Source organism: Acidovorax sp. MR-S7, assembly GCF_000400995.2.
Taxonomy (GTDB): Bacteria; Pseudomonadota; Gammaproteobacteria; order Burkholderiales; family Burkholderiaceae_C; genus MR-S7.
On sequence record NZ_DF238897.1, the window covers coordinates 371,532 to 394,737 of the forward strand.

Annotated in this window: 23 protein-coding genes and 1 pseudogene; 4 read left to right on the plus strand and 20 right to left on the minus strand. The window is 68.2% G+C overall.

Going from position 1 to position 23,206, the window contains the following annotated elements:
• The first annotated feature begins 36 nt into the window (after nucleotides 1–36).
• Complete coding sequence (locus AVS7_RS04010; protein WP_020230426.1) at nucleotides 37–912, plus strand: LysR family transcriptional regulator; 876 nt, start codon at nucleotides 37–39, stop codon at nucleotides 910–912.
• Nucleotides 913–943: 31 nt separating this feature from the next.
• Nucleotides 944–1,651, plus strand: coding sequence for a hypothetical protein (locus AVS7_RS04015; RefSeq protein ID WP_020230427.1), 708 nt, complete (start codon nucleotides 944–946; stop codon nucleotides 1,649–1,651).
• Nucleotides 1,652–1,736: 85 nt separating this feature from the next.
• On the opposite strand, the gene AVS7_RS04020 is transcribed toward AVS7_RS04015, so the two are convergent.
• Genes AVS7_RS04020 through AVS7_RS23470 form a run of 3 tightly spaced genes read right to left on the minus strand, consistent with a single transcriptional unit; the run spans nucleotide 1,737 to nucleotide 4,980 of the window.
• The gene (locus AVS7_RS04020) at nucleotides 1,737–2,849 is read right to left on the minus strand and encodes a tartrate dehydrogenase (protein ID WP_020230428.1); all 1,113 of its coding nucleotides are present in this window, start codon (nucleotides 2,847–2,849) and stop codon (nucleotides 1,737–1,739) included.
• Between the two features lie 57 nt (nucleotides 2,850–2,906).
• Complete coding sequence (locus AVS7_RS23305; protein WP_024000914.1) at nucleotides 2,907–3,962, minus strand: alpha/beta fold hydrolase; 1,056 nt, start codon at nucleotides 3,960–3,962, stop codon at nucleotides 2,907–2,909.
• Nucleotides 3,963–3,966: 4 nt separating this feature from the next.
• Nucleotides 3,967–4,980: a tripartite tricarboxylate transporter substrate binding protein gene (locus AVS7_RS23470; protein ID WP_024000915.1), complete on the minus strand. Its 1,014-nt coding sequence runs from the start codon at nucleotides 4,978–4,980 to the stop codon at nucleotides 3,967–3,969.
• A gap of 88 nt (nucleotides 4,981–5,068) precedes the next feature.
• Here AVS7_RS23470 and AVS7_RS04035 point away from each other — a divergent pair, with 88 nt between their 5' ends.
• Nucleotides 5,069–6,016 carry a LysR substrate-binding domain-containing protein gene (locus tag AVS7_RS04035; RefSeq protein ID WP_049696837.1) on the plus strand — a complete coding sequence of 316 codons (948 nt, stop codon included), beginning with the start codon at nucleotides 5,069–5,071 and terminating at the stop codon, nucleotides 6,014–6,016.
• On the opposite strand, the gene AVS7_RS04040 is transcribed toward AVS7_RS04035, so the two are convergent.
• From AVS7_RS04040 to AVS7_RS04055, 4 genes are all read right to left on the minus strand, one after another.
• On the minus strand, nucleotides 6,017–6,463 hold the full coding sequence (locus AVS7_RS04040; RefSeq protein WP_020230432.1) for a GatB/YqeY domain-containing protein: 447 nt from the start codon (nucleotides 6,461–6,463) through the stop codon (nucleotides 6,017–6,019).
• An 89-nt stretch (nucleotides 6,464–6,552) separates the two neighbouring features.
• Complete coding sequence (rpsU, locus tag AVS7_RS04045) at nucleotides 6,553–6,765, minus strand: 30S ribosomal protein S21 (RefSeq protein ID WP_007833691.1); 213 nt, start codon at nucleotides 6,763–6,765, stop codon at nucleotides 6,553–6,555.
• Nucleotides 6,766–6,893: 128 nt separating this feature from the next.
• On the minus strand, nucleotides 6,894–7,271 hold the full coding sequence (locus AVS7_RS04050) for an antibiotic biosynthesis monooxygenase (protein WP_020230434.1): 378 nt from the start codon (nucleotides 7,269–7,271) through the stop codon (nucleotides 6,894–6,896).
• Entirely contained in the window at nucleotides 7,268–7,600 is a 333-nt protein-coding gene (locus AVS7_RS04055) for an NIPSNAP family protein (RefSeq protein WP_020230435.1), read from the minus strand. The genes AVS7_RS04050 and AVS7_RS04055 overlap by 4 nt, the downstream gene beginning before the upstream one ends.
• A gap of 110 nt (nucleotides 7,601–7,710) precedes the next feature.
• Here AVS7_RS04055 and AVS7_RS04060 point away from each other — a divergent pair, with 110 nt between their 5' ends.
• A complete protein-coding gene (locus tag AVS7_RS04060; RefSeq protein ID WP_020230436.1) occupies nucleotides 7,711–8,424 on the plus strand; it encodes a helix-turn-helix transcriptional regulator in 714 nt (237 codons plus the stop codon).
• Nucleotides 8,425–8,431: 7 nt separating this feature from the next.
• Here AVS7_RS04060 and AVS7_RS04065 read toward each other — a convergent pair whose 3' ends face one another.
• From AVS7_RS04065 to AVS7_RS04120, 13 genes and pseudogenes are all read right to left on the minus strand, one after another.
• Nucleotides 8,432–8,719, minus strand: a complete 288-nt coding sequence (locus tag AVS7_RS04065) for a DUF2249 domain-containing protein (RefSeq protein WP_020230437.1) — start codon at nucleotides 8,717–8,719, stop codon at nucleotides 8,432–8,434.
• A gap of 51 nt (nucleotides 8,720–8,770) precedes the next feature.
• Nucleotides 8,771–9,976 (minus strand): NnrS family protein, encoded by a 1,206-nt coding sequence (locus AVS7_RS04070; RefSeq protein ID WP_024000918.1) that lies wholly within the window; start codon nucleotides 9,974–9,976, stop codon nucleotides 8,771–8,773.
• 108 nt (nucleotides 9,977–10,084) lie between these two features.
• Entirely contained in the window at nucleotides 10,085–11,515 is a 1,431-nt protein-coding gene (locus AVS7_RS04075) for a glycoside hydrolase family 5 protein (protein ID WP_020230439.1), read from the minus strand.
• 119 nt (nucleotides 11,516–11,634) lie between these two features.
• A complete protein-coding gene (locus AVS7_RS04080; RefSeq protein ID WP_020230440.1) occupies nucleotides 11,635–12,879 on the minus strand; it encodes an NAD(P)/FAD-dependent oxidoreductase in 1,245 nt (414 codons plus the stop codon).
• Between the two features lie 66 nt (nucleotides 12,880–12,945).
• Entirely contained in the window at nucleotides 12,946–14,658 is a 1,713-nt protein-coding gene (locus AVS7_RS04085; RefSeq protein WP_020230441.1) for an acyl-CoA dehydrogenase family protein, read from the minus strand.
• Nucleotides 14,655–15,311: a TetR/AcrR family transcriptional regulator gene (locus AVS7_RS04090; RefSeq protein WP_020230442.1), complete on the minus strand. Its 657-nt coding sequence runs from the start codon at nucleotides 15,309–15,311 to the stop codon at nucleotides 14,655–14,657. Before AVS7_RS04090 ends, AVS7_RS04085 begins: the two co-directional genes overlap by 4 nt.
• A gap of 98 nt (nucleotides 15,312–15,409) precedes the next feature.
• Nucleotides 15,410–16,204, minus strand: a complete 795-nt coding sequence (gene cobA / locus AVS7_RS04095; RefSeq protein WP_020230443.1) for a uroporphyrinogen-III C-methyltransferase — start codon at nucleotides 16,202–16,204, stop codon at nucleotides 15,410–15,412.
• On the minus strand, nucleotides 16,201–17,133 hold the full coding sequence (gene ybiB / locus AVS7_RS04100; RefSeq protein WP_020230444.1) for a DNA-binding protein YbiB: 933 nt from the start codon (nucleotides 17,131–17,133) through the stop codon (nucleotides 16,201–16,203). The genes cobA and ybiB overlap by 4 nt, the downstream gene beginning before the upstream one ends.
• Nucleotides 17,134–17,199: 66 nt before the next feature.
• A complete protein-coding gene (gene murI, locus AVS7_RS04105) occupies nucleotides 17,200–18,084 on the minus strand; it encodes a glutamate racemase (RefSeq protein WP_020230445.1) in 885 nt (294 codons plus the stop codon).
• 45 nt (nucleotides 18,085–18,129) lie between these two features.
• Nucleotides 18,130–18,441: an ankyrin repeat domain-containing protein gene (locus AVS7_RS23475; protein ID WP_024000919.1), complete on the minus strand. Its 312-nt coding sequence runs from the start codon at nucleotides 18,439–18,441 to the stop codon at nucleotides 18,130–18,132.
• Nucleotides 18,442–18,667: 226 nt separating this feature from the next.
• A pseudogene (locus AVS7_RS25050) lies at nucleotides 18,668–18,906 on the minus strand (transposase); the annotation flags it as partial.
• A gap of 310 nt (nucleotides 18,907–19,216) precedes the next feature.
• Entirely contained in the window at nucleotides 19,217–20,776 is a 1,560-nt protein-coding gene (locus tag AVS7_RS04115) for a fumarate hydratase (RefSeq protein WP_020230447.1), read from the minus strand.
• Nucleotides 20,777–20,848: 72 nt separating this feature from the next.
• Nucleotides 20,849–23,026 (minus strand): bifunctional diguanylate cyclase/phosphodiesterase, encoded by a 2,178-nt coding sequence (locus AVS7_RS04120; protein WP_024000920.1) that lies wholly within the window; start codon nucleotides 23,024–23,026, stop codon nucleotides 20,849–20,851.
• Between the last annotated feature and the right edge of the window lie 180 nt (nucleotides 23,027–23,206).

The window sequence follows — 23,206 nt, forward strand, 5'->3', positions numbered from 1 at the left end:
TTGATAAAAGTTCAGGCTAATCAATAAAATGGATGAATGGAGTGGACGCTGGACCGCCTGACCCAATTCGTCGCCGTGGCCGACTGCGGATCGATGACGCAGGCCGCCCGCCGGCTGGGCCGCGCACAGTCGGCGGTGAGCACGGCGGTGGGCCTGCTGGAGGCGGACCTGGGCCTGGCGCTGTTCCACCGCGTGGGGCGCTCCGTGCACCTCACCCCGGCGGGCGAGGTGATGCTGCTGGAGGCGCGCTCCCTGCTCCACCAGGCCCGGGCGCTGGACCTGCGCGCCCAGGCCCTGGCGGCGGGACAGGCCGCGAGGCTGTGCATGTCGGTGGACGAGGCGCTGCCCTACCAGCCCGTCGCCCGCCTGCTGCGGGAGCTGGCGGGGCGGTTTCCCGCGCTGGAGCTGACCCTGTTGGGCGGCACGGCGGCGGAGGTCGCGCGCGACGTGCAGACCCGGCGCGCGCAGCTGGCCTTACAGTTCGACCGGGGCACCGCCGACGCCTGCTTCGCACAGAGCTACGTGGCCTCCGTGCCGCAGATGGTGTGCGTGGCGCGCGACCACCCGCTGGCGGGCCGTGCGCGCACCACGCGCGAGGACCTGGCCGGCCATCGGCAGTTGCTCATGCACATCGAGGGCGTGGAGGAACTGGTGCTTAGCCCCAGCGTCTGGCGCACGGACGGCTTCTACGTGCTGGCCGAGATGCTGGCGGACGGCCTGGGCTGGGGCATCCTGCCGCGCAACATCGCCCAGACCCCGGACATCGAGCGGCGCATCCTGGCGCTGGACTGCCAGGACCTGCGCCTGCCTCCGCTGGCCGTGCGCATGCTGAGCCTGCAGGGGGCGGTGCTGGACGACACGGCCCTGTGGATCCAGGCGCGGCTGGCGCAACTGCTGACGCAGGGGGAGTGAGCCTCCCCGTTCTGCTACGCTTTCCGCCACCATGCGCAACCTGATCGATTTCAGCTCCTGGCAGGGCATGCTGTCCACGCTGCTGGGGCTGGTGCTCGTCACGCTGGTGGCCGTGGGCATCCGGCTGCTGGTGATGCAGCGCATCCAGCAGCGCCGCGAGCGGCAGAACCGCCAGATCAACGAGCGGCTGAAAACGCTGATCGCCGCCTACAAGACGCTGGGCGGTTCCTTCACCGGCAACCTCGCCGTGGACCCCCGCCACCTGCGCGATCTGCGCACGCATGCCTCCGCGGCGGACGGAGCGCCCGGCGAGGCTGCGCCGGAGGAAGGCAACTCCGAACGCCGGCGCCGCATCCGCGACGCGGTCGAGGCCGCGCTGTCCGACGTGGTCTTGCTGGGTACGGCCGAGCAGGTGCGGCTGGCCGTGCAGGCCGCCAACGACATGGTGGCCGGGCGCCAGGTAGAGACGGCCGCGCTGGTGGTCTCGCTGCGCGACTTCATCCGCGAGGTGCTGGAGCTGGAGGCCGTGCCGGCCGACCTGCCCATCCCCAAGCAGGGCCCGGTGCGCAGCCCGGCGGCGGGCGGGCGGGGCGGCGCCGCGAATGCGGGAGGCCGGGGCGGTGGCGGCGGCCAGGGCGGCGGTGCCGGCATGGCGGCTGGTGGCGCCCTGGGGCTGGGCGCGGGCCGGGCGTCGCAGGACGAGGGCGCTCCTCTGGCACCGGACGCGCGCGAACCCTGAGTTCGATATAAAAATAGCCGCTAGCGCTTATACAGAAAGCGCGAGCAGCTATCAAAATAAAAGCAGAGTGAATCCCGCCGGGCGCTCAGCCCTTGGCGATGAGCGCGGCGATGGCCTCGCCCATCTGCGTGGTGCTGGCCGTGCCGCCCAGGTCGGGCGTGCGCGGGCCGTTCTTGATGGCTTCCTCGATGGCGGACACGATGGCGTCGTGCGCGGCGCGGCCGGCGCCCTGGCCCTGGGTGAGGAAGTCCAGCATCAGCGCGCCGGACCAGATCATCGCGATGGGATTGGCGATGTTCTTGCCGTAGATGTCGGGCGCCGAGCCGTGCACGGGCTCGAACAGGCTGGGGAAGGTGCGCTCGGGGTTCAGGTTGGCCGAGGGGGCCAGGCCGATGGTGCCGGTCGTCGCGGGGCCCAGGTCGGAGAGGATGTCGCCGAACAGATTGGTGGCCGCCACCACGTCGAAGCGGCCCGGCTGCAGCACGAAGCGCGCGGTGAGGATGTCGATGTGCTGCTTGTCCAGCGCCACGCCGGGGTAGCCCTTGGCCACTTCTTCGGCGCGCTGGTCCCACCAGGGCATGCTGATGGCGATGCCGTTGCTCTTGGTGGCCAAGGTCACGTGCTTGCGCGGGCGGCTGGCGGCCAGGTCGAACGCGAACTTCAGCAGGCGCTCGGCGCCCTTGCGCGAGTAGACCGATTCCTGGATCACGATCTCGCGGTCGGTGCCCTCGTACATGATGCCGCCGAGCGAGGTGTATTCGCCCTCGGTGTTCTCGCGCACGACGTAGTAGTCGATGTCGCCGGGCTTGCGGCCCGCGAGCGGGCAGGGCACGCCCTCGAACAGGCGCACGGGGCGCAGGTTGATGTATTGGTCGAACTCGCGGCGGAACTTGAGCAGCGAGCCCCAGAGCGACACGTGGTCCGGCACGGTGGCGGGCCAGCCCACGGCGCCGAAGAAGATGGCGTCCATGCCCGAAAGCTGTGCCTTCCAGTCGTCCGGCATCATCTGGCCGTGCTGGGCGTAGTAGTCGCAGCTCGCCCATTCGAAGTGGTGAACGTCGAGCGTCAGGCCGAAACGCTGGGCGGCGGCTTGCACGGCGCGCAGGCCCTCGGGCATGACTTCCTTGCCGATGCCGTCGCCGGGCAAGACAGCGATGCGGTAGGTGCGGAGTGTGCTGCTATTTTCTGAGGTGTCCATGACAGGTGTCTTGAATAGGATGGAAAAGAAAAGCAAAAGTAAAACAGTGGTGGCGGTTTATCCGAGTATGCGAGTGAACTCATCGCTCCAGAGCTGGTGCGCAGGACCGGACGATGAGTGTCCCATGGGGGTTTCCATGATGAGATAACGGCTTGTGCCGCGCGTTGCCGAAAGGCTGGCACGGACGGCCTCATCGGGCGGAAATAGGACGTCGCTGCGCGCCACGGCAATGAGCGTGTCTGCGGCGATGGTGCTCAGTTGCGACCGCACGTCGAACGCCTGTGCCGCGCGCAACAGCACAATGAGCGAACATGGGTCGAACTTTCGCGACCACTCCACTGCCATGCGCTCGATGCTTGCCCCTATTTCTTCGACCGAAAGGCCTTGGGCCGCGAGGACTTCACGCATGCCGTATGTGATGAGGGTATCAATGCGCAGGCGCCGCAGCGTCTCGTGCAGTGCACCGGGAGCATAGGCACCCCGGTTCCAATGTGCGTCGTGCTCTAGGAGCGTGTGCAGTGCTGACAGCTGCATGCTGTCGTGCGGCGGCAGGTGGGTGGACGAGACGATAGCGGCCGCCACATCGACAAACTGCGGATGGTCTACGGCCCACTGCAGTGCTTGAAACCCCCCCATCGATGGTCCCACGACCGCGCGCAGATGGCGCACCCCCAACCGCTGTAGCAGTGCGTATTGAGATGCGACGATGTCAGCGAAGGTGATGTCCGGGAACTGCGCCCCATAGGCACGTCCGGTGGCCGGGTTGATGCTCGCGGGGCCAGTGCTACCGTAGCAGGATCCCAGCATGTTGGGGCAGACGATGAAGAACCGTTCGGAATCCAGCGGTCGGCCGGGGCCGATCAACGGTGCCCAGGAACCCTCGGCGACACCGCTACCGTGCGCGAGCAGGGCATGGCTGGCTGTGTAGCCGTGAGTGACCAAGATGGCGTTGCCGCCATCTGGGGCCAGGCGCCCATAAGTGGTGTAAGCCAGATGCACGTCGGGCAGCGCCAGCCCGCTGTGCAGCGTGAGTGGGCCGATGTTCAGTAGGTGGGAGTGCATGGATATGGCAGAGTCGCTGGTTCCGGTGTCGATGCAGGCCGAACGGCTCACGCTGTCAGTTTGCCTGCTTGGGGATCTTTGGGATGACTGCTCCCCACTGGTGGTAGTCGTCTTGCACAAGCTGCTCGAACTGCGCGGCCGTCATCTTCATGGGCTCGTGGGCGGCTGCGGACAGTTCCTTGCGGTAGTCAGGGCTGTCGTTTGCGGTCAGTGTGGCTGCAGATAGTCGCGCTACGACTGAGGCGGGAGTCTTGGCCGGCACCATGATGCCGAACCAGGTGCGCTGGGCGAAGCCTTTCACGCCAGCTTCCTGCATTGTCGGCACATCTTTAAGAAAGCTACTGCGCTCCGTGGTGGAGTAGGCGAATGCGCGCACCCGGCCTGTTTCCAGCTGGGCCTTGGCGGTAGTGGCTCCATCGAAGACGATGTCCACCTGCCCGGCTAGCAGATCGGTCAGCGCAGCGGCGGAACTCTTGTAAGGCACATGCAGCAGTTCGATGCCCGCTGTCTGTGCCAGCAGTTCGGAGTACAGGTAGGCAATGCTGCCAATCCCCGCTGAGGCGTAGGTGATTGAGCGGGCGCCGCGCTTCTTGCTGTCTGCAACCAGCTCACCAAGGTTTTTCCAGGGCGCGTTGGCCCGCGTAAGCAACGCCATGCCTCCCTGTGCCAAGCCACCCGCGCCGACCAAATCTTTGACTGGATTGAACTTGAGCTGGTCATAAAAATAGCCGAAGGTGGGCAATGATGAACTGGTGAACAGCAGCGTATAGCCGTCGGCTGGTGCGCTGGCCACGGTAGCCGCGCCCAGCGTGCCGCCTGCGCCCGGGCGGTTGTCTACTACCACGGGTTGGCCGAGAGCTTCCGCAAGGTGGCGTGCCGCGATGCGTGCAAGTTGGTCGGTAGTGCTGCCCGCTCCAATGCCTACGAGAAGCTTGATTGGCCGGTTTGGATAGGCGACTTCGCTTGAAGACTGCGCGTGCAGCAGGGACGGCATTGCACCGGTAGCTAGGCAGGCAGCCAGCAGCAGCCGGCGGGTGGGGGATGTGGTGGAAGTATGGATGGCGGGCATGACCTCTGTCTCCTGGTGCGCGGATTGATCTTGCAGGGTTGGTCGATAGGACGAAGTGGGAGTTTTCATTAAAAACATAATGAATAAAATGTCGCTCCTGTGTTGGTATATTTTCCAAATCGTGAATAATTTCCCCGGCCCGGATGATCTGCGCGTCTTTGCGACCGTCGTGCGTAAGGCTGGCTTTTCCGCAGCTGCAGAGGAGTTGGGAGCTTCTCCTGCGTACGTGAGCAAGCGCATACGCCTGCTGGAGCAAGAACTTGCCGTGAAGCTCTTGCATCGCACTACGCGGCGCGTGGCTGTGACAGAGGAAGGAGAGCGTGTTTTCCATTGGGCGCAGCGCATCCTGGATGACATGGACCAGCTACTCCAGGAGGTCGCCGTCACGCGCCGCGAGCCGCGCGGGCTGCTGCGCGTGTCCAGCAGCTTCGGCTTCGGACGCAACGTGGTGGCGCCAGCGCTCTCGCGCCTGGTGGAACAGCACCCGGGCCTGCAGGTGCGGCTGGATGTGTTCGACCGATTGGTGGACGTGGCTGGAGAAGGATTCGACCTGGACGTGCGCGTGGGTGACGAGATCGCGCCGCACCTCATCGCGCGGCGCTTGGCCGACAACCACCGCGTGCTGTGCGCCGCGCCCTCCTACCTGGCGCGCCGGGGCCTGCCGCGCACCCTGGCCGAACTGCCGGCGCACGATTGCCTGGTGATCAAGGAGCGCGACCACCCGTTCGGCGTCTGGCGCCTGCGCGCAGGCGCGCAGGAACAGGCGGTGAAGGTGACAGGGCCTCTGTCGGCCAACAACGGCGAGATGGTGGTGCAGTGGGCCGTGGATGGCCGCGGCATCGCCCTGCGCTCGCTGTGGGACGTAGGTGTGCACCTGCGCGCGGGGCGTCTCGTGCAGGTGCTGCCCGAATGGCGGCAGGAGGCCAACGTGTGGGCCGTCTACCCCACGCGGCTGCAGCTCTCGGCCAAGGTGCGCGTGTGCGTGGAGTTCCTGCAGGAATACTTCGGGCGGGAGTGGGCTGAGCCCACCTCTTGATCAACCCGCCAGCGCGGCCTTCACGGCGGCGGACACCTGGCCCATGTCGGCCTTGCCCGCCAGGCGGGTCTTGACCACGCCCATCACCTTGCCCATGTCGCCGGGGCCCGCGGCCCCGACTTCGGCCACGATGGCCTTCACGGCGGCGGCCACTTCGCCCTCCGACATGCGCTCGGGCAGGTAGGCCTGCAGCACGGCCATCTCGGCCTTTTCCTTGTCGGCCAGATCCTGGCGGCCCGCGCCCTCGAAGGCGGTGATGCTGTCCTTGCGCTGCTTGATGAGCTTGTCCACGATGGCGACGACGGTCGCGTCGTCGAGCGTGATGCGCTCGTCCACTTCCTTTTGCTTCATCGCGGCCTGCAGCAGGCGGATGGTGCCCAGGCGCTCGCTGTCCTTGGCGCGCATGGCGGTCTTCATGTCTTCGGTGATCTGGTCCTTCAGGCTCATGGCTTCTTCCTTCGGATGAAAAACAAAAAACCCGCGCTCGGCGTCCCTAGCGCGGGTTTTGCGGGCGTCAGCGAAACGCCGGGCTGCGATCAGTACAGCTTCTTGGGCAGCTGCATGCTGCGCACGCGCTTGTAGTGGCGCTTGACGGCGGCAGCCTTCTTGCGCTTGCGCTCGGCGGTGGGCTTCTCGTAGAACTCGCGGGCGCGCAGGTCGGTCAGCAGGCCCAGCTTCTCGATGGTGCGCTTGAAGCGGCGCAGGGCCACGTCAAAGGGTTCGTTTTCTTTTACACGGATGGTGGTCATTAGCTAATGTTTTCCAAATGTGCCCGCAGAGGGTTCCCGGGAAGATCGGGCCCGAAAGCCGTGCGCGGCGGTTTTCCCCGTCTGTAACTAGTATCCGGCCGACGGGGCATTGCCAGCATAGCCCGACATTATAGCGAGTTCATGTCGGGAGGCAATGCGGGGTGCGCATGGCTGGCGCGCGAGTCGGCGGGCGCCTCGGTGCGCTCGTTCAGCCCGTAGTCGCGCAGCACGGTGGCCACGCGCAGCCGGTAGTGGGAGAACACGCCTGCGCGTCCTGCCGTCTGCGCCGCGCGGTGCTGCGGCAGCGCGCGCCAGCGGGCAACGGCCGCCTCGTCGCGCCAGAAGCTAAGCGACAGCAGCCGTCCGGGCGTGGACAGGCTCTCGAAGCGCTCCACGGAGAGAAAACCGTCCATGGCCTGCAGTTGCCCGTACAGGCCGGCGGCGATGTCCAGGTAGGCCTGGCGCTGGCCGGCGGCGGGCTGCACCTCGAAGATCACGGCGATCATGGCTGTGCGAGGCGGCCGAGGGTGCCGTCCACCACCTCGGTGAAGCTGCGCTGCTCGCGCAGGATGAAGCGCTGCCGCTGCGCCCGCTCGAAGTTGGCGCGGCCCTCCGGGTCGGCGCGCAGGCGGGCGCGATAGGCCTCGTAGGCGGCCAGGCTGTCGAAGGCGATCAGGCCCCAGGCCTCGTAGCTGGTGCCTTCGCTGGGCAGGAAATAGCCGACAAGGTGGCCGCCGCAGCGCGGGATGATGCGGCCCCAGGCCTCGGCATAGGCGCGGAAGGCTTCGCGCTGGAATGGGGCGATCTCGTAGCGGATGAAGCAGGTGAGGGGCATGGGGTGGGGCTCCGGTGGTGGCGAATGCCGCCATCGTGCACCGCAGCCGGGGACCGATGCTTCGCTCTGAAACGAAGCACGGGCCATGCACCTTCCGGCACACTGCCGGCATGAATACCAACCAGATCGCGCGCATTGCCGCCCTCGTGGGCGAGCCCGCCCGCACGGCCATGCTGCTCGCGCTGATGGACGGGCGGGCGCTCACAGCGCGCGAACTGGCCGAGGCGGGGCGCGTGTCGGCCGCCACGGCCAGCCGCCACCTGGGCCTGCTGGTGGAGGCGGGGCTGCTGGTGCAGGACCGGCAGGGACGCCACCGCTATCACCGCCTGGCCTCGGCCGAGGTGGCGCGCCTGCTCGAAGGGCTGATGCAGTTGGCCGTGCGGCAGGCGGACGCGCCTCGTCCCATGGCCTTGGGGCCGCGCGACGCCGCACTGCGCAGGGCGCGCACCTGCTACGACCACATCGCGGGGCGTCTGGGCGTAGCCATCGCCGCGCACTTGCTGGAAGAGGGCGCGATCGCGTTCGACGACGAGGCCGGTGGCCGTGTTACCGCGCGCGCAGCGGCTGTGCTGCGGCCGCTGGGGCTGGCCGTGCCGCAGGCCGGACCCGCGCGGCGTCCGCCGTGCCGCCCCTGCCTGGACTGGAGCGAGCGCCGCCCGCACGTGGCCGGGCGGTTGGGGGCCATGCTCTGCGTGCATTGCCTGGACAGCGGCTGGCTGCGGCGCGTGCCGGGCTCGCGCGCGCTGGAGGTCACGCCGCAGGGCGCCGTGGCGTTGCGTGACTGGCTCGGCATGGAGCGCTGGAGCGCTGTGGCGGGCGCTTGAGTGCGGATCAGCCGCAGCAGGCGCCGCCGGAGCAGCAGGAGTCTTCGGCCTGGGCCTGGGTGGCCTTCTTGGTGATCTCGATCTGCCACAGCTGCGGGCCGGACTGCAGGTAGGTCCATTGGAACTGGCCCGGGGCGCGGCCTTCGAGCTGCATGTGCAGCGGCACGGGGTCGTGGTCGTTGACGATCTGCAGCGACTGGCCGGCATCCAGCGCGTCCAGGCGGCCGAAGATCAGCGCATGGCGCTCGAAGGGCACGATGGTGCGCACGTCGATCACGGAAACGGCTTGGCTCATGGTTCAACCTTTCAATAAGCGGAGTGGAAAAGGGGGAGAAGGGGCAGGCCGTCAGCCGTCCTTGCCGTCCAGGCGGGTGCGCATCAGCCAGGGGGTGTAGATCGCCAGGTAGATCGCGAAGGCGATAGCCCACAGGCAGGCGGCGCCTTCCAGCGCCCAGGCATACCAGGCCGGCTGTACGGCGGGCACCAGCACGCGCAGCACGGCGGCAGCCATCACCAGCGCGTAGGCCGCCACCTCGCCGCGCGAGGCCTGCAGCAGCCTCCCGGTGTGGCCGCGCGCCGTGCGCGTGACCATGCCGATGATGAGGCCGCCGATCACGCCCACGGCAAAGGCATGTACCGCCAGGGTCGTCGGCACCCAGCCCAGCTGGGCCAGCGCCAGCAGCGCGAAGCCCACCGGCAGCCACGTATAGGAGGCATGCAGGATCCACAGGATGGGGCGCTTGCGGGCGACCAGCGGGTGCCAGCTCCACAGCCGCACGGCGTGCAGCACGGCGGCGGCCAGGCTGGCTGCCAGCACCACGGGCGCCGGCGCGGACAGCACCCACAGCGCCAGGGCCAGGGCCGTGCAGGCCAGCAGCGACAGCTCGAAGCGGCGCGACACATGGATGACCAGGCCCGGCGTCACGTTGCGCGTGAACATGGGCACCACCCGGCCGGTGATGACGCACACCACCATGAGGATGAGCGCCAGTTCCGCGTACAAGGCCGTCATGGCGGGCAGGGCGATGGCGCCAAGCACCGACAGGTGGAACGCCAGGTTGGCCGCCGCCATCAGCAGCAGCAGCGAGACCAGGGGAATGTTGCGCTTGTTGCCGGCCTTGAGCAGCACGCGCAGCAACACGGCCGCCGCGGCCGGCAGCAGCGCCATGTCCAGCGCCGCGTAGACGGGATAGGGCGCGACCAGCGCCGCCAGCCGCGCCGCGAGCCAGAGCAGGGCCAGCGCCCCCAGCAGCGGGCCGCGTGCGGTCTCGAGCCCCGTCCAGGCCTTCACGGCAGTGAGCAGGAACCCCACCACCACGCCGGCGGCAAAGCCGAACAGCATCTCGTGCGCGTGCCACAGCAGCGCAGGCACCGGGAACTGCCATGACACGTGGCCTAGGAACACGGCGATCCACAGCGGCACCGAGAGGCAAGCCAGCAGGGCCGTGCCCAGGTAGAAGGGCCGAAAGCCCAGGCGCAGCAGCGGCCAGCCCTGGAGCGCCACGGCCGGCTGGGCTGTGGAAGAAGCGGAAACGAGTGGGGATGGGGTCATGGGGAAGCCTGTCTAAAAGGGTGTCAGCGGCTTAAGATTCATTTTAAATGAATATTTAAAATCCGCAAAAAGCAGCCATGGGCTGCTTTGCATGAGGGGATGGCGGCTTCAGCGCTGAGCGCAAAAGCCGAATTCCGCCGTCGCGCCGGGTGCCAGGGTCTTGTTCCAGTGCAGGCCGGAGGCCGTGAGCTGGCTGCCCTGCTGCGTCCACTGCGCGTTCCACAGGTTGTTGATGGTGCCGCTGACCTGGGTGGTGACCGTCCATTCGCCCGGCGCTCCGCCCATGTTGACGACGTTCACGCGCTGGCAGTAGCCGCTGGTCCAGTCGGTATAGATCGTCGCCATGACCGCAAAATTGGCGGCCGGTGGCGGTGGCGGTGGCGGTGGCGGTGGCGGTGGCGGTGGCGGTGGGTTCGTGGGCTCCGTGCCATCGCCCCACAGGCGCTGCAGCAAGCGCACCTTGTCGCTGCGCACGCTCTGCCAGTCGTCCTGCAGGATGCCGCCGGTGTCGCCGCTGTTGGGGTTCCACGACCAGTAGAAGCCGTTGCGCATGTCCTTGGCGATGAGGTAGTCCACCAGCGCGTCCTGCCAGGCTACGTCGTGCGCCAGGCCCTGTCCGTACTTGCCGCCGAATTCGCCCAAGGCCAGGGTATAGCCCTTTTGCACGAAGCGGCCGAACTGCTGTTCCCAGATGGCGGGCATGTTGGCGGGGAAGCCGGGCGCGTTGAAGTAGCTCTGCTCGTAGACGTCCGGGCCGTAGACGTGCGGCGACAGCAGCAGCCGGTTGGCGGGAATGTCCAGGGGCGTGCATTCGAGCGGCTCGATGTTGCCACCCCAGAAATGGCCACCCTGGCTGGAGCAGGTGTTGCTGGCGCCGATGCCTTCCACCGCGATCAGCCAGTGCGGCGCGGCCTGCAGCACGGCAGCCGCCGCGCGCTCGGCCGCGCGGTTCCAGTCGGTGGCGGGGTTGCCAGCGCCCCAGGTGGCGGCGCCGTGGGGCTCGTTCTTGATGTCGAGGCCGATCACGCCAGGCACCTGGGCATAGCGCTGGGCCACGAAGACCAGGTCGCTGATCCACTCCTGCTCGCTGTAGTTGGGCGTGTACCAGAGCTCGCTGATGTTCTGGCAGTCGGGCGTGTGGTGGTCCAGCAGCACGTACATGCCCCGGCCGCTGAGCTCATCGACCACGCGGTCCATCAGTTCGAGGGAATTGAGGCCGCGCAGGTCGGGGTTGCGGTAGTAGTCGATGCCGCCCGGGGTGACGCCGTCCAGCGTGGCGGGGCAGAAGGGCAGGCGCACGGCATTGAAGCCCAGCCCCTGCATCTGGTCGATCATGTCCTTCCAGTTGCGCGTCCACAGCCCGTGCACCACCTTGATGTCGGTGCCGAAGCCGAACCAGTTCACCCCGCGCAACTGCACGGTGCGGCCCGCGCCGTCGAGGATCTTGCCGGCCTGCACTTCATAGGCCGAGGCAGGCAGGCTGGCGGCCAGCAGGCTGGTGGCCAGGGCCAGCGGGGGCAGGAGTTTTTTTCTGCGCATTGGATCTCGCTGAAGGAATGTCAAACACCGTTAATGGCGGATAGGCGATTCTTGAACAAAAAGTCCGCTTTCTGACGTAATGGCCCGTTTTTTATTTGATACGCGTCAACTGAGCGGATTCAGGCCTGCATCGGAAGTGCCTGTGCACAGGCATGGGCGCTGGCCCAGGCCCACTGGAAGTTGTAGCCGCCCAGCCAGCCCGTCACGTCCACCACCTCGCCGATGAAATACAGGCCCGGCTGGGCCTTGCATTCCATGGTCTGCTGCGAGAGCGCACGCGTGTCCACGCCGCCCAGCGTGACCTCGGCCTTCTTGTATCCCTCGGTGCCCGTCGGCGTGATTTCCCAGTGCGCCAGCCGCTCGGCCAGGCGTGCGAGGGCCTTGTCCGAAGCATCGTTGATGGGGCGCTGCCATTCCGGACTCTGGCCGGCCCAGGCATCGGCCAGGCGGCCGGGCACGAGGGTGGCGAGCTCGTTGGCAATGCGCTTCTTCGACCGTGCCTTGGCCTGGGCCAGCGCGGCGGGTAGTTGAACACCGGGCGCGAGGTCGATGGCGATGGGCGTGCCCGGCTGCCAGTAGCTGGAAATCTGCAGCACGGCCGGGCCGGACAGGCCGCGGTGCGTGAACAGCAGGTCTTCGTGGAAGGCCATGCGCTCCTTCCTGGCGCCGGTGCTGATTTCCACCGGCAGTGCCAGGCCCGCGAGCTGGGCATAGGGCGCCCAGGCCTCGCCGTCGAACGTGAGCGGCACCAGCCCCGGGCGCCTCTCCAACAGCGGCAGGCCGAACTGCTGGGCCAGCCGATAGCCGAAATCCGTCGCGCCGATCTTGGGAATGGACAGCCCGCCCGTGGCGATGACCAGGCTGCGTGCCTCCACCCGCCCCCGGTCGGTATCGATTTGATAGCTGCTTGCGCTTGTCTGGTAAGCGCTGGAGGCCGAAAAGGCTATGTTTTTCACGCCGCAGGGCTGCCAGCGCTCCACGCGCCCCTCGGCGCATTCGGCGAGCAGCATGGCGATGAGGTCCTCGGAGGAGCGGTCGCAAAACAGCTGGCCCTTGTGCTTTTCGTGGAAGGCGATGCCGTGCCGCTGCACCAGGGCGATGAACGCGGCGGGCGTGTAGCGCGCCAGCGCCGAGCGGCAGAACTGCGGGTTGCTGCCCACGAAGTGGCGCTGCGGCGCGCGTGGGTCGAGCGCGCGGCTGGTGAAGTTGCAGCGTCCGCCGCCGGAGATGCGGATCTTCTCGGCCACCTTCTCTGCATGGTCGAGCAGCAGCACCTTCAGCCCGCGCTGGCCCGCCTGGGCGGCGCAGAACAGGCCGGCGGCGCCGGCGCCGACGATGACGGCATCAAAGCAGGGAGTGGACACGGGCAGAAGTTGCGGCGGGGCAAAGCCGCCGATTGTCGCGCACCCGTGCGCCAGCGCCTGTGCTCCTCAGCGCACCACCTGCGCCCGGTCCACGATGGCGCGCGCCTGCGCGGCGCGGGTGGTAGGCCCCAGCGTGCCCAGCAGCGTGCCCCAGTGGGTGCCGTTGCCGCCCAGGCGGGTGTGCATGAAGGCGTCCACCACCTCGGGCGTGGAGTGGCGCAGCAGTTCGGCGCCCTGGACGAGGCGCGCGATGGCCTCGCTGGCGGGGCGGGCGAGGTATTCGTCGTCCACCATGGCCTGCACGAGCGTGGCGACCTCGCCGGCGAAGCGGTCGAAGCCCGCGTGCTGGCCGCGCACGTCGCGCGCGTCGGCCATCAGGGCCTCCAGGCAGTGCGCGTCCTTGCGCAGGGCGCGGCGCACGTCCATGCACATCATGTTGGCCGCGCCTTCCCACACGCTGTTGAGCGGCGCCTCGCGGTACACGCGGGCCATGGGGTTCTCCTCGATGAAACCGTTGCCGCCGTGGCACTGCAGCGCCTCGTAGGCGATGGCGGGCGCGCGCGAGCAGTTGAAGAGCTTGGCCACGGGCGTGGCCACGCGGGCGAAGGCGGTTTCGCGCTCGTCCCGGCCGATGCCGTCGGTGGCTCGGGCCACGCGCAGCGCCAGCAGCGTGGCGGCCTCCACCTCCACCGCCATGTCGGCCAGCACGTTGGCCATCATGGGCTGGTGGGCCAGCGCGCCGCCGAAGGCCGCGCGCGTGGCGCAGTGGTTGAGCGCCAGCGTGAGCGACTGGCGCATCAGACCTGCCGAGCCCACGGCGAAGTCCAGCCGCGTGAGGTGCGCGTGCGACAGGATCTCACGGATGCCCTGGCCCTCGGCGCCCACGCGGATGGCCAGCGTTCCGCTGTATTCCACTTCGCTCGATGCGTTGGAGCGGTTGCCGCTCTTGTCCTTGAGCCGCTGGATGAAGAAGCGGTTGTGGCTGCCGTCGGGCAGCGTGCGCGGCAGGAAGAAGCAGGTCACGCCGCCCGCCACCTTGGCCAGGGTGAAGAAGCCGTCGGACTGCGGCACCGAGCAGAACCACTTGTGGCCCGTGAGCTCGTACCAGTGCGCTACCGCGCCGTGGTAGTCGGCCGCGTGCGAATAGGTGGCGGTGGTCTGCGTCTCGCGCAGGTCGGAGCCGCCCTGCTTCTCGGTCATGGCGTAGCCGATCACCACCGAAGGCTTGTGCGCCACCTCGGCGCGGCTGAATTCGTAGCGCGTGCCGCGCACCTTGTCCGCCCAGATCTTCAGGGCCGGCTCGGCTTGGAAGCCGGCGTGGGCGGCATAGGCCATGCCCGTGGGGCAGCCCACGCCGTGCTCCACCTGGTTCCACAGGTAGGACTGCACGGCGCGCGCGAAGTGCGGGTGCGCGCCCGTGGCGTTCCAGGCGAGCGAAGGCACCTCGTGCTCCCAGGCCAGGCCCATCAGCGTGTGCCATGCGGGGTGGAAGTCCACCCAGTCGATACGGTTGCCGTAGCGGTCGTGCGTCTTCAGCTCGGGCGTGTGCTTGTTGGCCAGGCGCGCCAGTTCCTGCACGCCTTCGTCGCCCGCCAGCCGGCCCAGGCGGGAGGCGCCTTCGGCGGCCCAGGGCGCATGGCGCGCGACGGCGGCGGTGAGCACGGCGTCGCCGTCGAAGGCGTTGAAGCCAGTGGCGGGTGCGGCCTGGTTGCGCACCTCGTGGGTGGCGTAGCGGCTGGCGGAGGGTTGCAGCTGCTGGGCGGTGGCGGGGGCGTTCATGGGTGTGTCTCCTCGGGTGGGTGGTAAAGAAGGGCCGCGCAGCACAGCGCGGCGATCTGGCCGGCCAGGCCGCGCACGGCGGCGGCGTCCTGCTGGCCCGCGGGACCGAAGTCGGCGTTCAGCGGCGACAGCGGGCCGATCAGCGCTTCCATGAAGCCGCCGACGACCACCGTGGCCGCGATGGCCGGGTCCACGGCGCGGTGGAAGTCGCCCGTCTCCTGGCCCGCGCGCACGATGCGCACGATCTGCGCGCTGATGGCGTGGCGGTAGGTAAGGCGGGCCTGGTCGATCTCGGGTTCGCAGGGTTCGGCGATGAGCGCGTAGGCCAGGCGCCGGTGGCGCATGGCGCGCTCCACGAAGGCGGTGACGGCCGATTGCAGGCGCTGCGCGGGCGGCTCGGTGCCGCTGGCGATGGCTTCGAGCACATCCACCTCGCGCTGCGACACGGCGGACAGCACCTCCACGCACAGGTGCGCCTTGGAAGGGAAGTAGCGGTACACGGTGCCCGTGGCCACGCCCGCGGCGGCGGCCACGTGGCTCACCTGCGCCTCGGGCCAGCCGCCCTCGCCGATGAGCGTGCGCGCGGCGTGCAGGATGCGGTTGCGGTTGTCCGCCAGCCGGGCCTCGACGCCCTCGGTTCTACGGTAGGCCATGAAGGAATGAATAGAAGTTCACTGCGATGAACTCTAGTTCATTCCTTGATGCCCCGCAAGCGGGAAGGTGCTGGATGGGGAAAAAGCGAGGCTGCGGCTCAGGCTCCGGCCGCGCGGGCCGGCGCATCGGCCTGTTCCAGCGCCGCCACGCCACGTACTACGTCGCCTACGACGATCACCGACGGGCTGCCCAGGCCTTCGCGCTCCACGGTGGCGTGGAGCTGGCCCAGCGTGGTCAGCGCGTGGCGCTGCGTGGGCAGGCTGACGTACTGGATCACCACGGCCGGGGTGTGCGCGGGCAGGGAGGCCAGCAGGCCGTGCTGGATGTGCGCGCAGTGGGACATGCCCATGTAGATCACCAGGGTGAGGTGCGCATCGCGCGCCGTGGCCGCCAGCAGGGGCCAGTCGGTGGCGCCGCCGCCGGGCTGCTGGTGGCCGGTGACGAACACCACGCCCTGGGCATGCGCACGGTGCGTGAGCGGCGCACCCAGCAGCGTCATGCCCGCCAGGCCGGCGGTGATGCCGTTGACCACCCGCGCCTCGATGCCGGCCGCGCGCAGGTGCTCCACCTCCTCGCCGCCGCGCCCGAAGATGAACGGATCGCCCCCCTTGAGGCGCACCACATGCTCGCCCTCGCGTACGGCCATGACCATGAGCTTCTCGATGAAGGCCTGCGGCGTGCTCTTGCAGCCGCCGCGCTTGCCCACGTGCACCACGCGCGCCGTGGCAGGCGCCAGCGCCACGATGGCGTCGCTCACCAGGTCGTCCACCAGCAGCACCGTGGCGGCCTGGATGGCCTTGACCGCCTTCACGGTGAGCAGTTCAGGGTCGCCCGGGCCGGCGCCGACCAGGGTGCAGGTGCCAATGTGGCGGGGGGCAGCAGGGTGGCTCATGGATTGGGCTCCTCAGTGATCTGACGGCTCAAACGCAAGATATGTTCCACCTGCCGCTGCAGGGCTTCCGGCACGGGAGCCTCGCCTGCCAGCACGCGGCGCGTGTAGGCGGCGGTGGCGTCCACGCCGATGTCCGTGGGCAGGCCCGGCACCTCGTCGGCGGTGCCGGGGCGCTGCTCCTCCAGCACCTGGTGCGCGCCGCGGACGAATGCGTCGTAGCGCGGCGCGCGGCGCGGGTCGGCCGCGGCCTCGCCCTCCAGCCCGCGCGAGAGCAGCGCGTGCATGCCCCGGGCGGCGAAGGTGGCGCACAGCAGGTCGAAATACTCGGGGTGCGTGTAGCTCGTCACCACCAGCGCCGGGCTGGCGCATGGGGCCAGCAGCTTCACCACGCTGTGGGCCGGGTTGCGCAGGCCCACCACCTCGCGCACCGAAAGCAGGCGTGCCAGGCCGGGGTGCAGCGTTTCGGTGCGCAGGTGCGCCACGGTGCCGGGTGCTATCGTTTGGGGAGCTGCCAGCGCTGGTGTACCCAGCGCTTCGAGCACATCCGATGCCAGAACGCGGCGCGCCTCGGTGCGCATGCCGTGCAACAGCACGGGCAGGCCCTCCCGCGCCAGCAGCAGTGCCAGCAGCGGCGTGAGCACGGGCAGCTTGCGCGCCCCGTTGTAGCTGGGCAGCACCACCAGGGGCGGGCTGCCGGCGGGGCCTGCAGGCACGGCGGCCACGCGCGCGTGGGTCGCGTCGAGGAAGCCGCACATCTCGTCAGGCGTCTCGCCCTTGATGCGCATGGCCACGCAGAAGGCGCCGACCTCCAGGTCCGTCACCCGTCCGTCGAGCACCTGGCCGAACAGGTCCGCCGCCTGCGCGCGGTCCAGCGCCTTGGCGCCGCGCGCGCCGCGGCCGATTTCCTTGATGTACTGGCTGATGCCCATGGCGTTGGCTGTTCGGTCGGAGAAAAGGTCGGATGCATATTCTCCGGCAAACTTGATAACGATAGGTTATATGGGTGTGCCCCCGGGCGGCAGGGCCGCGCAGCACTGCGCGGGCAAACCCAGCCAGCGCTGCGCTGCCGCCTGCAGCGCGGCCAGCTGCCCGGTGGTATAGAGCGCCACGCGGCCCGGCGCGGCGGGCGCGCCGCCCGCATCCGCTTCGGGTGCCAGTGCGCCCGCCTGCGCCAGGATGCGCCGCGTCTGCCGCGCCACGGCCGCTCCGGTGTCGACGATCTGCACGTCCGGCCCCACCAGCGCGCGCAGCGCCTCCTTGGCGAACACGTAGTGCGTGCAGCCCAGCACCAGCGTGTCGATCTCGCCCGTTTTCAAGCCAAAAGTGCCCAGGGCGCCCGTGTAGCGAGCGCAAAGCGCTCCTATTTTTGTAGTGGAGGCGACGGCCGGCAGCGGCTCCTCGGTGCTCTGCTCGATGGCATGGGCCAGCCCGTCGCAGGCCTGCACGGAAAAGCGCGTGCCTTCCTCGTGTTCGCGCCGCAGCCGCTCGAACCGTGCGCTGGTTACGGTGCCGCGCGTGCCCAGCACGCCCACGTGGTGCGTCTGGCTGCTGCGCGCGGCGGGCTTGAGGGCAGGTTCCACGCCGATGGTGGGCAACTGCGGCATGGCCGCGCGCAGCGGCTCCACCGCCGCTGCCGTCGCCGTGTTGCATGCCACCACCAGCGCCTTGATGCCGTGCTGGCGGTGCAGGAAACCGGCAATCGCCAGCGTGCGGCGCTGCACGAAGGCATCACCCCGCTCGCCGTAGGGCGCGTTACCGCTGTCGGCCAGGTAGACGAAATGCTCGTGCGGCAGCTCGTGGCGCAGGGCCTGCAGCACGCTCAGGCCACCGACGCCGCTGTCGAAAACGCCAACGGGCCGGGTTGCGGGGGAAGAAGGCATGGTTTGCTGGGGTGAAAAATCAAAATCCGTGGCCTTGCCGTCAGGTCAAACGGGAAGCCAGCGCCACCAGAATGGCTGGCGACGCTCTTGCGCGCCAAGGCCGCGCAATAGCGCGACGAACTCATGGCGGCCATGCTGCCTGGCCGCCTGCAGGGGGGCGAGGTTGTCCAGCTCCGACACGAGGCTGGGATCCGCACCGTGGGCGAGCAGGTAGCGCGCCACTTCCAGATGGCCCTCGACCAGGCTGGCAACGAGTGGGGTGCGGAGAATCTCGGGATGCTGGTAGTTCGGGTCGACGCCTTCGCTGATGTGGTGCTGCACGAGCGCGAGGTCGCCATCTACCGCGGCCTGGTACAAGTCCTTCCAGTCTCCTGCTGACATCCTGAGCCTCTCGTGGTGCGAAGAGCATGGAATATAGGCCCACCGCCGGCGCCGCAGTTCCATGAAGGGTGTTAATAAGCAGATGACCAAACGCCCGCACGAAAGGCTCCTTGAGGGCCTTTTTGCTTAATTTTTGAGCAGCAGCTCTTGCTTCACGAAGGTATCGGGGCGTGTCCCAATTTTTGTGTAAACGTGTCGGACCTCAGTTGACGGAGATGCGGTCTTTGAACCGAATGGTAAATAGGGTCAGCGCGGTCTTCCAATCTCGGATGGGCAAGGCCCACTTTCTGGCTGATGTTGCGCAGGGCCCAGGTGGAACAGCTTGGTCAGCGCTTCGTCGCTGGGGAACGAGCCCCGGTTTTTCGTCAGCTTGTACAGGCTCATGTTCCCCGACTCAATGGTTTTGGTGGTGTAGATGGCCTTGCGGATTTCCGGCGGGTACCCGCTAACCGTTCGCCAAGATGCTTACTTCTTCGACTCTGAAGCAATGTGGCGCACCCCTGTTGCGCCTGAGCAAGTTTTACCGGTTACCCCGCTGGACTCGTTCTTGGCACAGGGCCTTAGCCGTGCGGTTCGGTAGCCCTGCTAGCACCGGCGCTGTCCGTTCTAGAGCGTCTCTAATTTTCTTTCTACGACCTCCAAAAATCACGTAAGTCCATGAATTTTAAGGGTTTTGGTCATCTGCGTATTAACACCCTCCATGAAAGAGAAAACCGCCCGAAGGCGGTTTTCCATCAGGGGCGGCGAGGGCTTACGCCGTCGCCAGCTCGATGCCCTTGAACTCCCCGCTGGCGATGCGCTTGCTCCATTCCGCCGGGCCGGTGATGTGGGCGCTGGTGCCGCCCGCGTCAACGGCCACGGTGACGGGCATGTCCACCACGTCGAATTCGTAGATGGCTTCCATGCCCAGGTCCTCGAAGCCGACCACTTTCGCCTGCTTGATGGCCTTGCTGACCAGGTAGGCGGCGCCGCCCACGGCCATGAGGTAGGCGCTCTTGTGGTTCTTGATGCTCTCGATGGCCACGGGGCCGCGCTCGGCCTTGCCGATCATGGCGATGAGGCCGGTCTGCTCGAGCATCATGTCGGTGAACTTGTCCATGCGCGTGGCGGTGGTGGGGCCGGCGGGGCCCACGGCCTCGTCGCCCACGGGGTCCACGGGGCCCACGTAGTAGATGACGCGGTTGGTGAAGTCCACGGGCAGCTTCTCGCCCTTGGCCAGCATGTCCTGGATGCGCTTGTGCGCGGCGTCGCGGCCGGTGAGCATCTTGCCGTTCAGGAGCAGGGTGTCGCCGGGCTTCCAGCTCGCGACTTCTTCCTTGGTGAGGGTGTTGAGGTCGACGCGCTTGGACTTGTTGTAGTCGGGCTCCCAGTCGATCTTGGGCCACAGGTCGAGGCTGGGCGCTTCGAGGTACACGGGGCCGCTGCCGTCCAGCACGAAATGCGCGTGGCGCGTGGCGGCGCAGTTGGGGATCATGGCCACGGGCTTGCTGGCGGCGTGCGTGGGGTACATCTTGATCTTGATGTCCAGCACGGTCGCCAGGCCGCCCAGGCCCTGCGCGCCTATCCCTAAGGCGTTGACCTTCTCGTACAGCTCCAGGCGCAGCTCTTCCACCTGGTCCAGCTTCTCGCCGCGCGCGGCCTTGGCCTGCAGCGCGTACATGTCCAGGTCTTCCATCAGGCTTTCCTTGGCCAGCAGCACGGCCTTTTCCGCCGTGCCGCCGATGCCGATGCCCAGCATGCCGGGCGGGCACCAGCCCGCGCCCATGGTGGGCACGGTCTTGAGCACCCAGTCCACCAGGTTGTCGCTGGGGTTCATCATGACCATCTTGGACTTGTTCTCGCTGCCGCCGCCCTTGGCGGCCACGGTCACGTCCACCGCGCTGCCGGGCACGATCTGCACGCTGATGACGGCGGGGGTGTTGTCCTTGGTGTTCTTGCGGGCGAACTGCGGGTCGGCGACCACCGAGGCGCGCAGCGTGTTGTCCGGGTGGTTGTAGCCGCGGCGCACGCCTTCGTTGATGGCGTCTTCCAGGCCCAGGCCGGCGGGAAAGCCTTCCCAGCGCACGTCCATGCCCACCTTCAGGAACACGTTGACGATGCCGGTGTCCTGGCAGATCGGGCGGTGGCCCGTGGCGCTCATCTTGCTGTTGGTGAGGATCTGCGCCATCGCGTCCTTGGCCGCTGGGCTCTGCTCGCGCTCGTAGGCGCGGGCCAGGTGCTGGATGTAGTCGGCGGGGTGGTAGTAGCTGATGTACTGCAGGGACGCGGCAATGGATTCCACGAGGTCGTGGTACCGGATGGTGGTGCTCATGGTGGGGTCGTAGTTGCTATGGAACGGAACCCCGGGATTATCGCCCTTGGTCCCGCGCGAGCCCTGGCAGGCTCACTCGCCCATCAGCGAGGGCGCGAAGTCGCCGGTGACGGTGCCGTCGGGCGCGTTGCCGCGCGTCCACTCGAGCAGCGTGTCGGCGGGCAGCGGGTGGGCGTAGAAGAAGCCCTGCAACTCGTCGCAGCCCATGGCCATCAGGATGTTGTGCTGGCCCACGGTTTCCACGCCTTCGGCCACCACGCGCAGGCCCAGCGCGTGGGCCAGCCGCACGACGGCGTCGACCACGGCGCGTGCGTCCTGCTTGTGCTCGATGTCGCAGACGAAGCTGCGGTCGATCTTGAGCTGCCGCGCGGGCAGCTGGCGCAGGTAGTTGAGGCTGGAGTAGCCGGTGCCGAAGTCGTCGATGGACAGGAAGACGCCGATGCGCGCCAGCTCGTCGAACGTGTGCTGGGTGGCCTTGATGTCCTCCATGGCCACGGACTCGGTGATCTCGCACAGCAGCTGGTCGGGCTCCACCGCGTGGCGCCGCAGCGCTGCAGCGATGCGCTCGGCCAGGCCGCTTTCGCGCAGCTGGTGTACGGACAGGTTGATCGCCACGCGCATGCGCACGCCGCTTGCACGCCACTCGGCGATCTGGCGGCAGGCCTCGTCGATGACCCAGTTGCCCAGCCGGTTGATGAGGCCGAAGCGCTCGGCCAGCGCGATGAACACCGTGGGGCTCACCATGCCGCGCGTGGGGTGGTGCCAGCGCAGCAGCGCCTCCACGCCGCTGATGCAGCCGCGCGTGCTGTCGATCTTGGGCTGGTAGTGCAGCGCGAGCTGCCCGCGCTCCAGCGCGTGGCGCAGGTCGCTCTGCAGCCCGAGCTGGTCGGCCGCCTCGCTGCCCATGTGCGGCTCGAACAGCACGTAGCCGTTGCCGCCCGCGCGCTTGGCGGCGTACATGGCGGCATCGGCATGGGCGACGAGCTTGTCGCGCTCGCCGTGGTCGGGGTGCACCACCACGCCGATGGAGCAGCTGATCTCCACGTCCTTGCCCTCGATGCTGAAGGGGCACGTGAGCGTTTCCAGCACGCGCCGCGCGATGGCGATGGCGTCGGCGGTGCTGGAGATGTCCTCGAGCAGCAGCAGGAACTCGTCGCCGCCCACGCGGGCGATGGTGTCGCACTCGCGCGCTTGCGCGCGCAGCCGGTCGGCCGCCTCCACCAGGATGACGTCGCCCGCGGCGTGGCCGAAGGAGTCGTTCACGGGCTTGAACCCGTCCAGATCGATGAACAGCACGGCCAGGCGGTCCTCCACGCGGTGGTGGTTGGCGCGCTCCAGCCGCAGCAGGGCATGGTTGAGCCGGTCCTCGAACAGCAGGCGGTTGGGCAGGCCGGTGAGCGCGTCGGCATAGGCGCGCTGCTGCAGCTCGGCGTTGGCGTGCTGGAGCTTGGCGTTGCTCTCCTGCAGCGAGCGGGTGAGCTGCAGGGCCGTCTGCTGCAGGCGCGCATCGAGGATGGCGGTGAACAGCGTGCTGACCAGCAGCATGCCGCTGGCCATCAGCACCAGGGCGGTCAGCCCGGGGCCGCCCAGCTCCTTGGCGCTCAGGCAGACGGCGCCCGCGGGAAAGTGGGCCGCGGCCATGCCCGTGTAGTGCATGCCGCAGATGGCGGCGCCCATGACCAGCGCGGCGGCCGCCTGGTAGCGCGGGCGCTGGGCGCGCGGCATGCGGTGCATGGCCTGGAAGATGAACAGCGCGGATGCCGACGCCGCCACGGCCACCATCAGCGAGGCCGCCACGAGCCAGCCATTCCAGACGATGCCCACGGTGAGGTCGATGGCGGCCATGCCCAGGTAGTGCATCGCCCCGATGCCGCTGCCCATCGCCAGCGCGCCCAGCGCCAGATGGGCGCGGCGGTAGCCGCCGTGGCTCGCCAGCCCCAGCGCCACGCCCGAGGCCGCCACCGCCGCGGTCCAGGACAGCAGCGTCAGCCCGCCCCGGTAGCCGAGCGGGATGGACAGCTGGAAGGCCTGCATGCCGACGAAATGCGTGGACCAGATGCCCGTGCCCATCACCAGCGCGCCGGCAAGCCACCAGGCCGCGCTGGCGAAACCGCGCGTGCTGCGCACGCGGCGTGCGAGGTTGATGGCGACGAACGAGGCCAGCGTGGCAACGAGGAACGAGGCCGTCACGGCCCAAGTGCTGTAGCTGGGAGTCAGGAAGCCGGTGGGAACAGCGGACGCAAGAGGCATGGGGAGAACAGGGCGAGCCGGCTCGGCGGGCGCGTGGCGCCGACGTGGCTGCGCGGGACAGGAACGCGGAAACAGAGGGAGCGATGAATGTATCTTTATGTAAGCAACTTGATCCGTCTCAGCCCTTTATTTGTGAAAACCATTGTCAAATGAGAATGGTTTCCATTTGATGTAGGCTTG

Bases quoted from the DNA above. Each gene is read 5' to 3' on its own strand.
- AVS7_RS04115 (WP_020230447.1), bottom strand. From the start codon at position 20,776: ATGAGCACCACCATCCGGTACCACGACCTCGTGGAATCCATTGCCGCG.
- AVS7_RS04040 (WP_020230432.1), bottom strand. From the start codon at position 6,463: ATGAGCCTGAAGGACCAGATCACCGAAGACATGAAGACCGCCATGCGC.
- murI (WP_020230445.1), bottom strand. From the start codon at position 18,084: ATGCCTTCTTCCCCCGCAACCCGGCCCGTTGGCGTTTTCGACAGCGGC.
- AVS7_RS04060 (WP_020230436.1), top strand. From the start codon at position 7,711: ATGAATACCAACCAGATCGCGCGCATTGCCGCCCTCGTGGGCGAGCCC.
- cobA (WP_020230443.1), bottom strand. From the start codon at position 16,204: ATGAGCCACCCTGCTGCCCCCCGCCACATTGGCACCTGCACCCTGGTC.
- ybiB (WP_020230444.1), bottom strand. From the start codon at position 17,133: ATGGGCATCAGCCAGTACATCAAGGAAATCGGCCGCGGCGCGCGCGGC.
- AVS7_RS04090 (WP_020230442.1), bottom strand. From the start codon at position 15,311: ATGGCCTACCGTAGAACCGAGGGCGTCGAGGCCCGGCTGGCGGACAAC.
- AVS7_RS04055 (WP_020230435.1), bottom strand. From the start codon at position 7,600: ATGCCCCTCACCTGCTTCATCCGCTACGAGATCGCCCCATTCCAGCGC.
- AVS7_RS04070 (WP_024000918.1), bottom strand. From the start codon at position 9,976: ATGACCCCATCCCCACTCGTTTCCGCTTCTTCCACAGCCCAGCCGGCC.
- AVS7_RS04020 (WP_020230428.1), bottom strand. From the start codon at position 2,849: ATGGACACCTCAGAAAATAGCAGCACACTCCGCACCTACCGCATCGCT.
- AVS7_RS04010 (WP_020230426.1), top strand. From the start codon at position 37: ATGGAGTGGACGCTGGACCGCCTGACCCAATTCGTCGCCGTGGCCGAC.
- AVS7_RS23470 (WP_024000915.1), bottom strand. From the start codon at position 4,980: ATGCCCGCCATCCATACTTCCACCACATCCCCCACCCGCCGGCTGCTG.
- AVS7_RS04075 (WP_020230439.1), bottom strand. From the start codon at position 11,515: ATGCGCAGAAAAAAACTCCTGCCCCCGCTGGCCCTGGCCACCAGCCTG.
- AVS7_RS04085 (WP_020230441.1), bottom strand. From the start codon at position 14,658: ATGAACGCCCCCGCCACCGCCCAGCAGCTGCAACCCTCCGCCAGCCGC.
- AVS7_RS04015 (WP_020230427.1), top strand. From the start codon at position 944: ATGCGCAACCTGATCGATTTCAGCTCCTGGCAGGGCATGCTGTCCACG.
- AVS7_RS04035 (WP_049696837.1), top strand. From the start codon at position 5,069: ATGTCGCTCCTGTGTTGGTATATTTTCCAAATCGTGAATAATTTCCCC.
- AVS7_RS04120 (WP_024000920.1), bottom strand. From the start codon at position 23,026: ATGCCTCTTGCGTCCGCTGTTCCCACCGGCTTCCTGACTCCCAGCTAC.
- rpsU (WP_007833691.1), bottom strand. From the start codon at position 6,765: ATGACCACCATCCGTGTAAAAGAAAACGAACCCTTTGACGTGGCCCTG.
- AVS7_RS04065 (WP_020230437.1), bottom strand. From the start codon at position 8,719: ATGAGCCAAGCCGTTTCCGTGATCGACGTGCGCACCATCGTGCCCTTC.
- AVS7_RS04050 (WP_020230434.1), bottom strand. From the start codon at position 7,271: ATGATCGCCGTGATCTTCGAGGTGCAGCCCGCCGCCGGCCAGCGCCAG.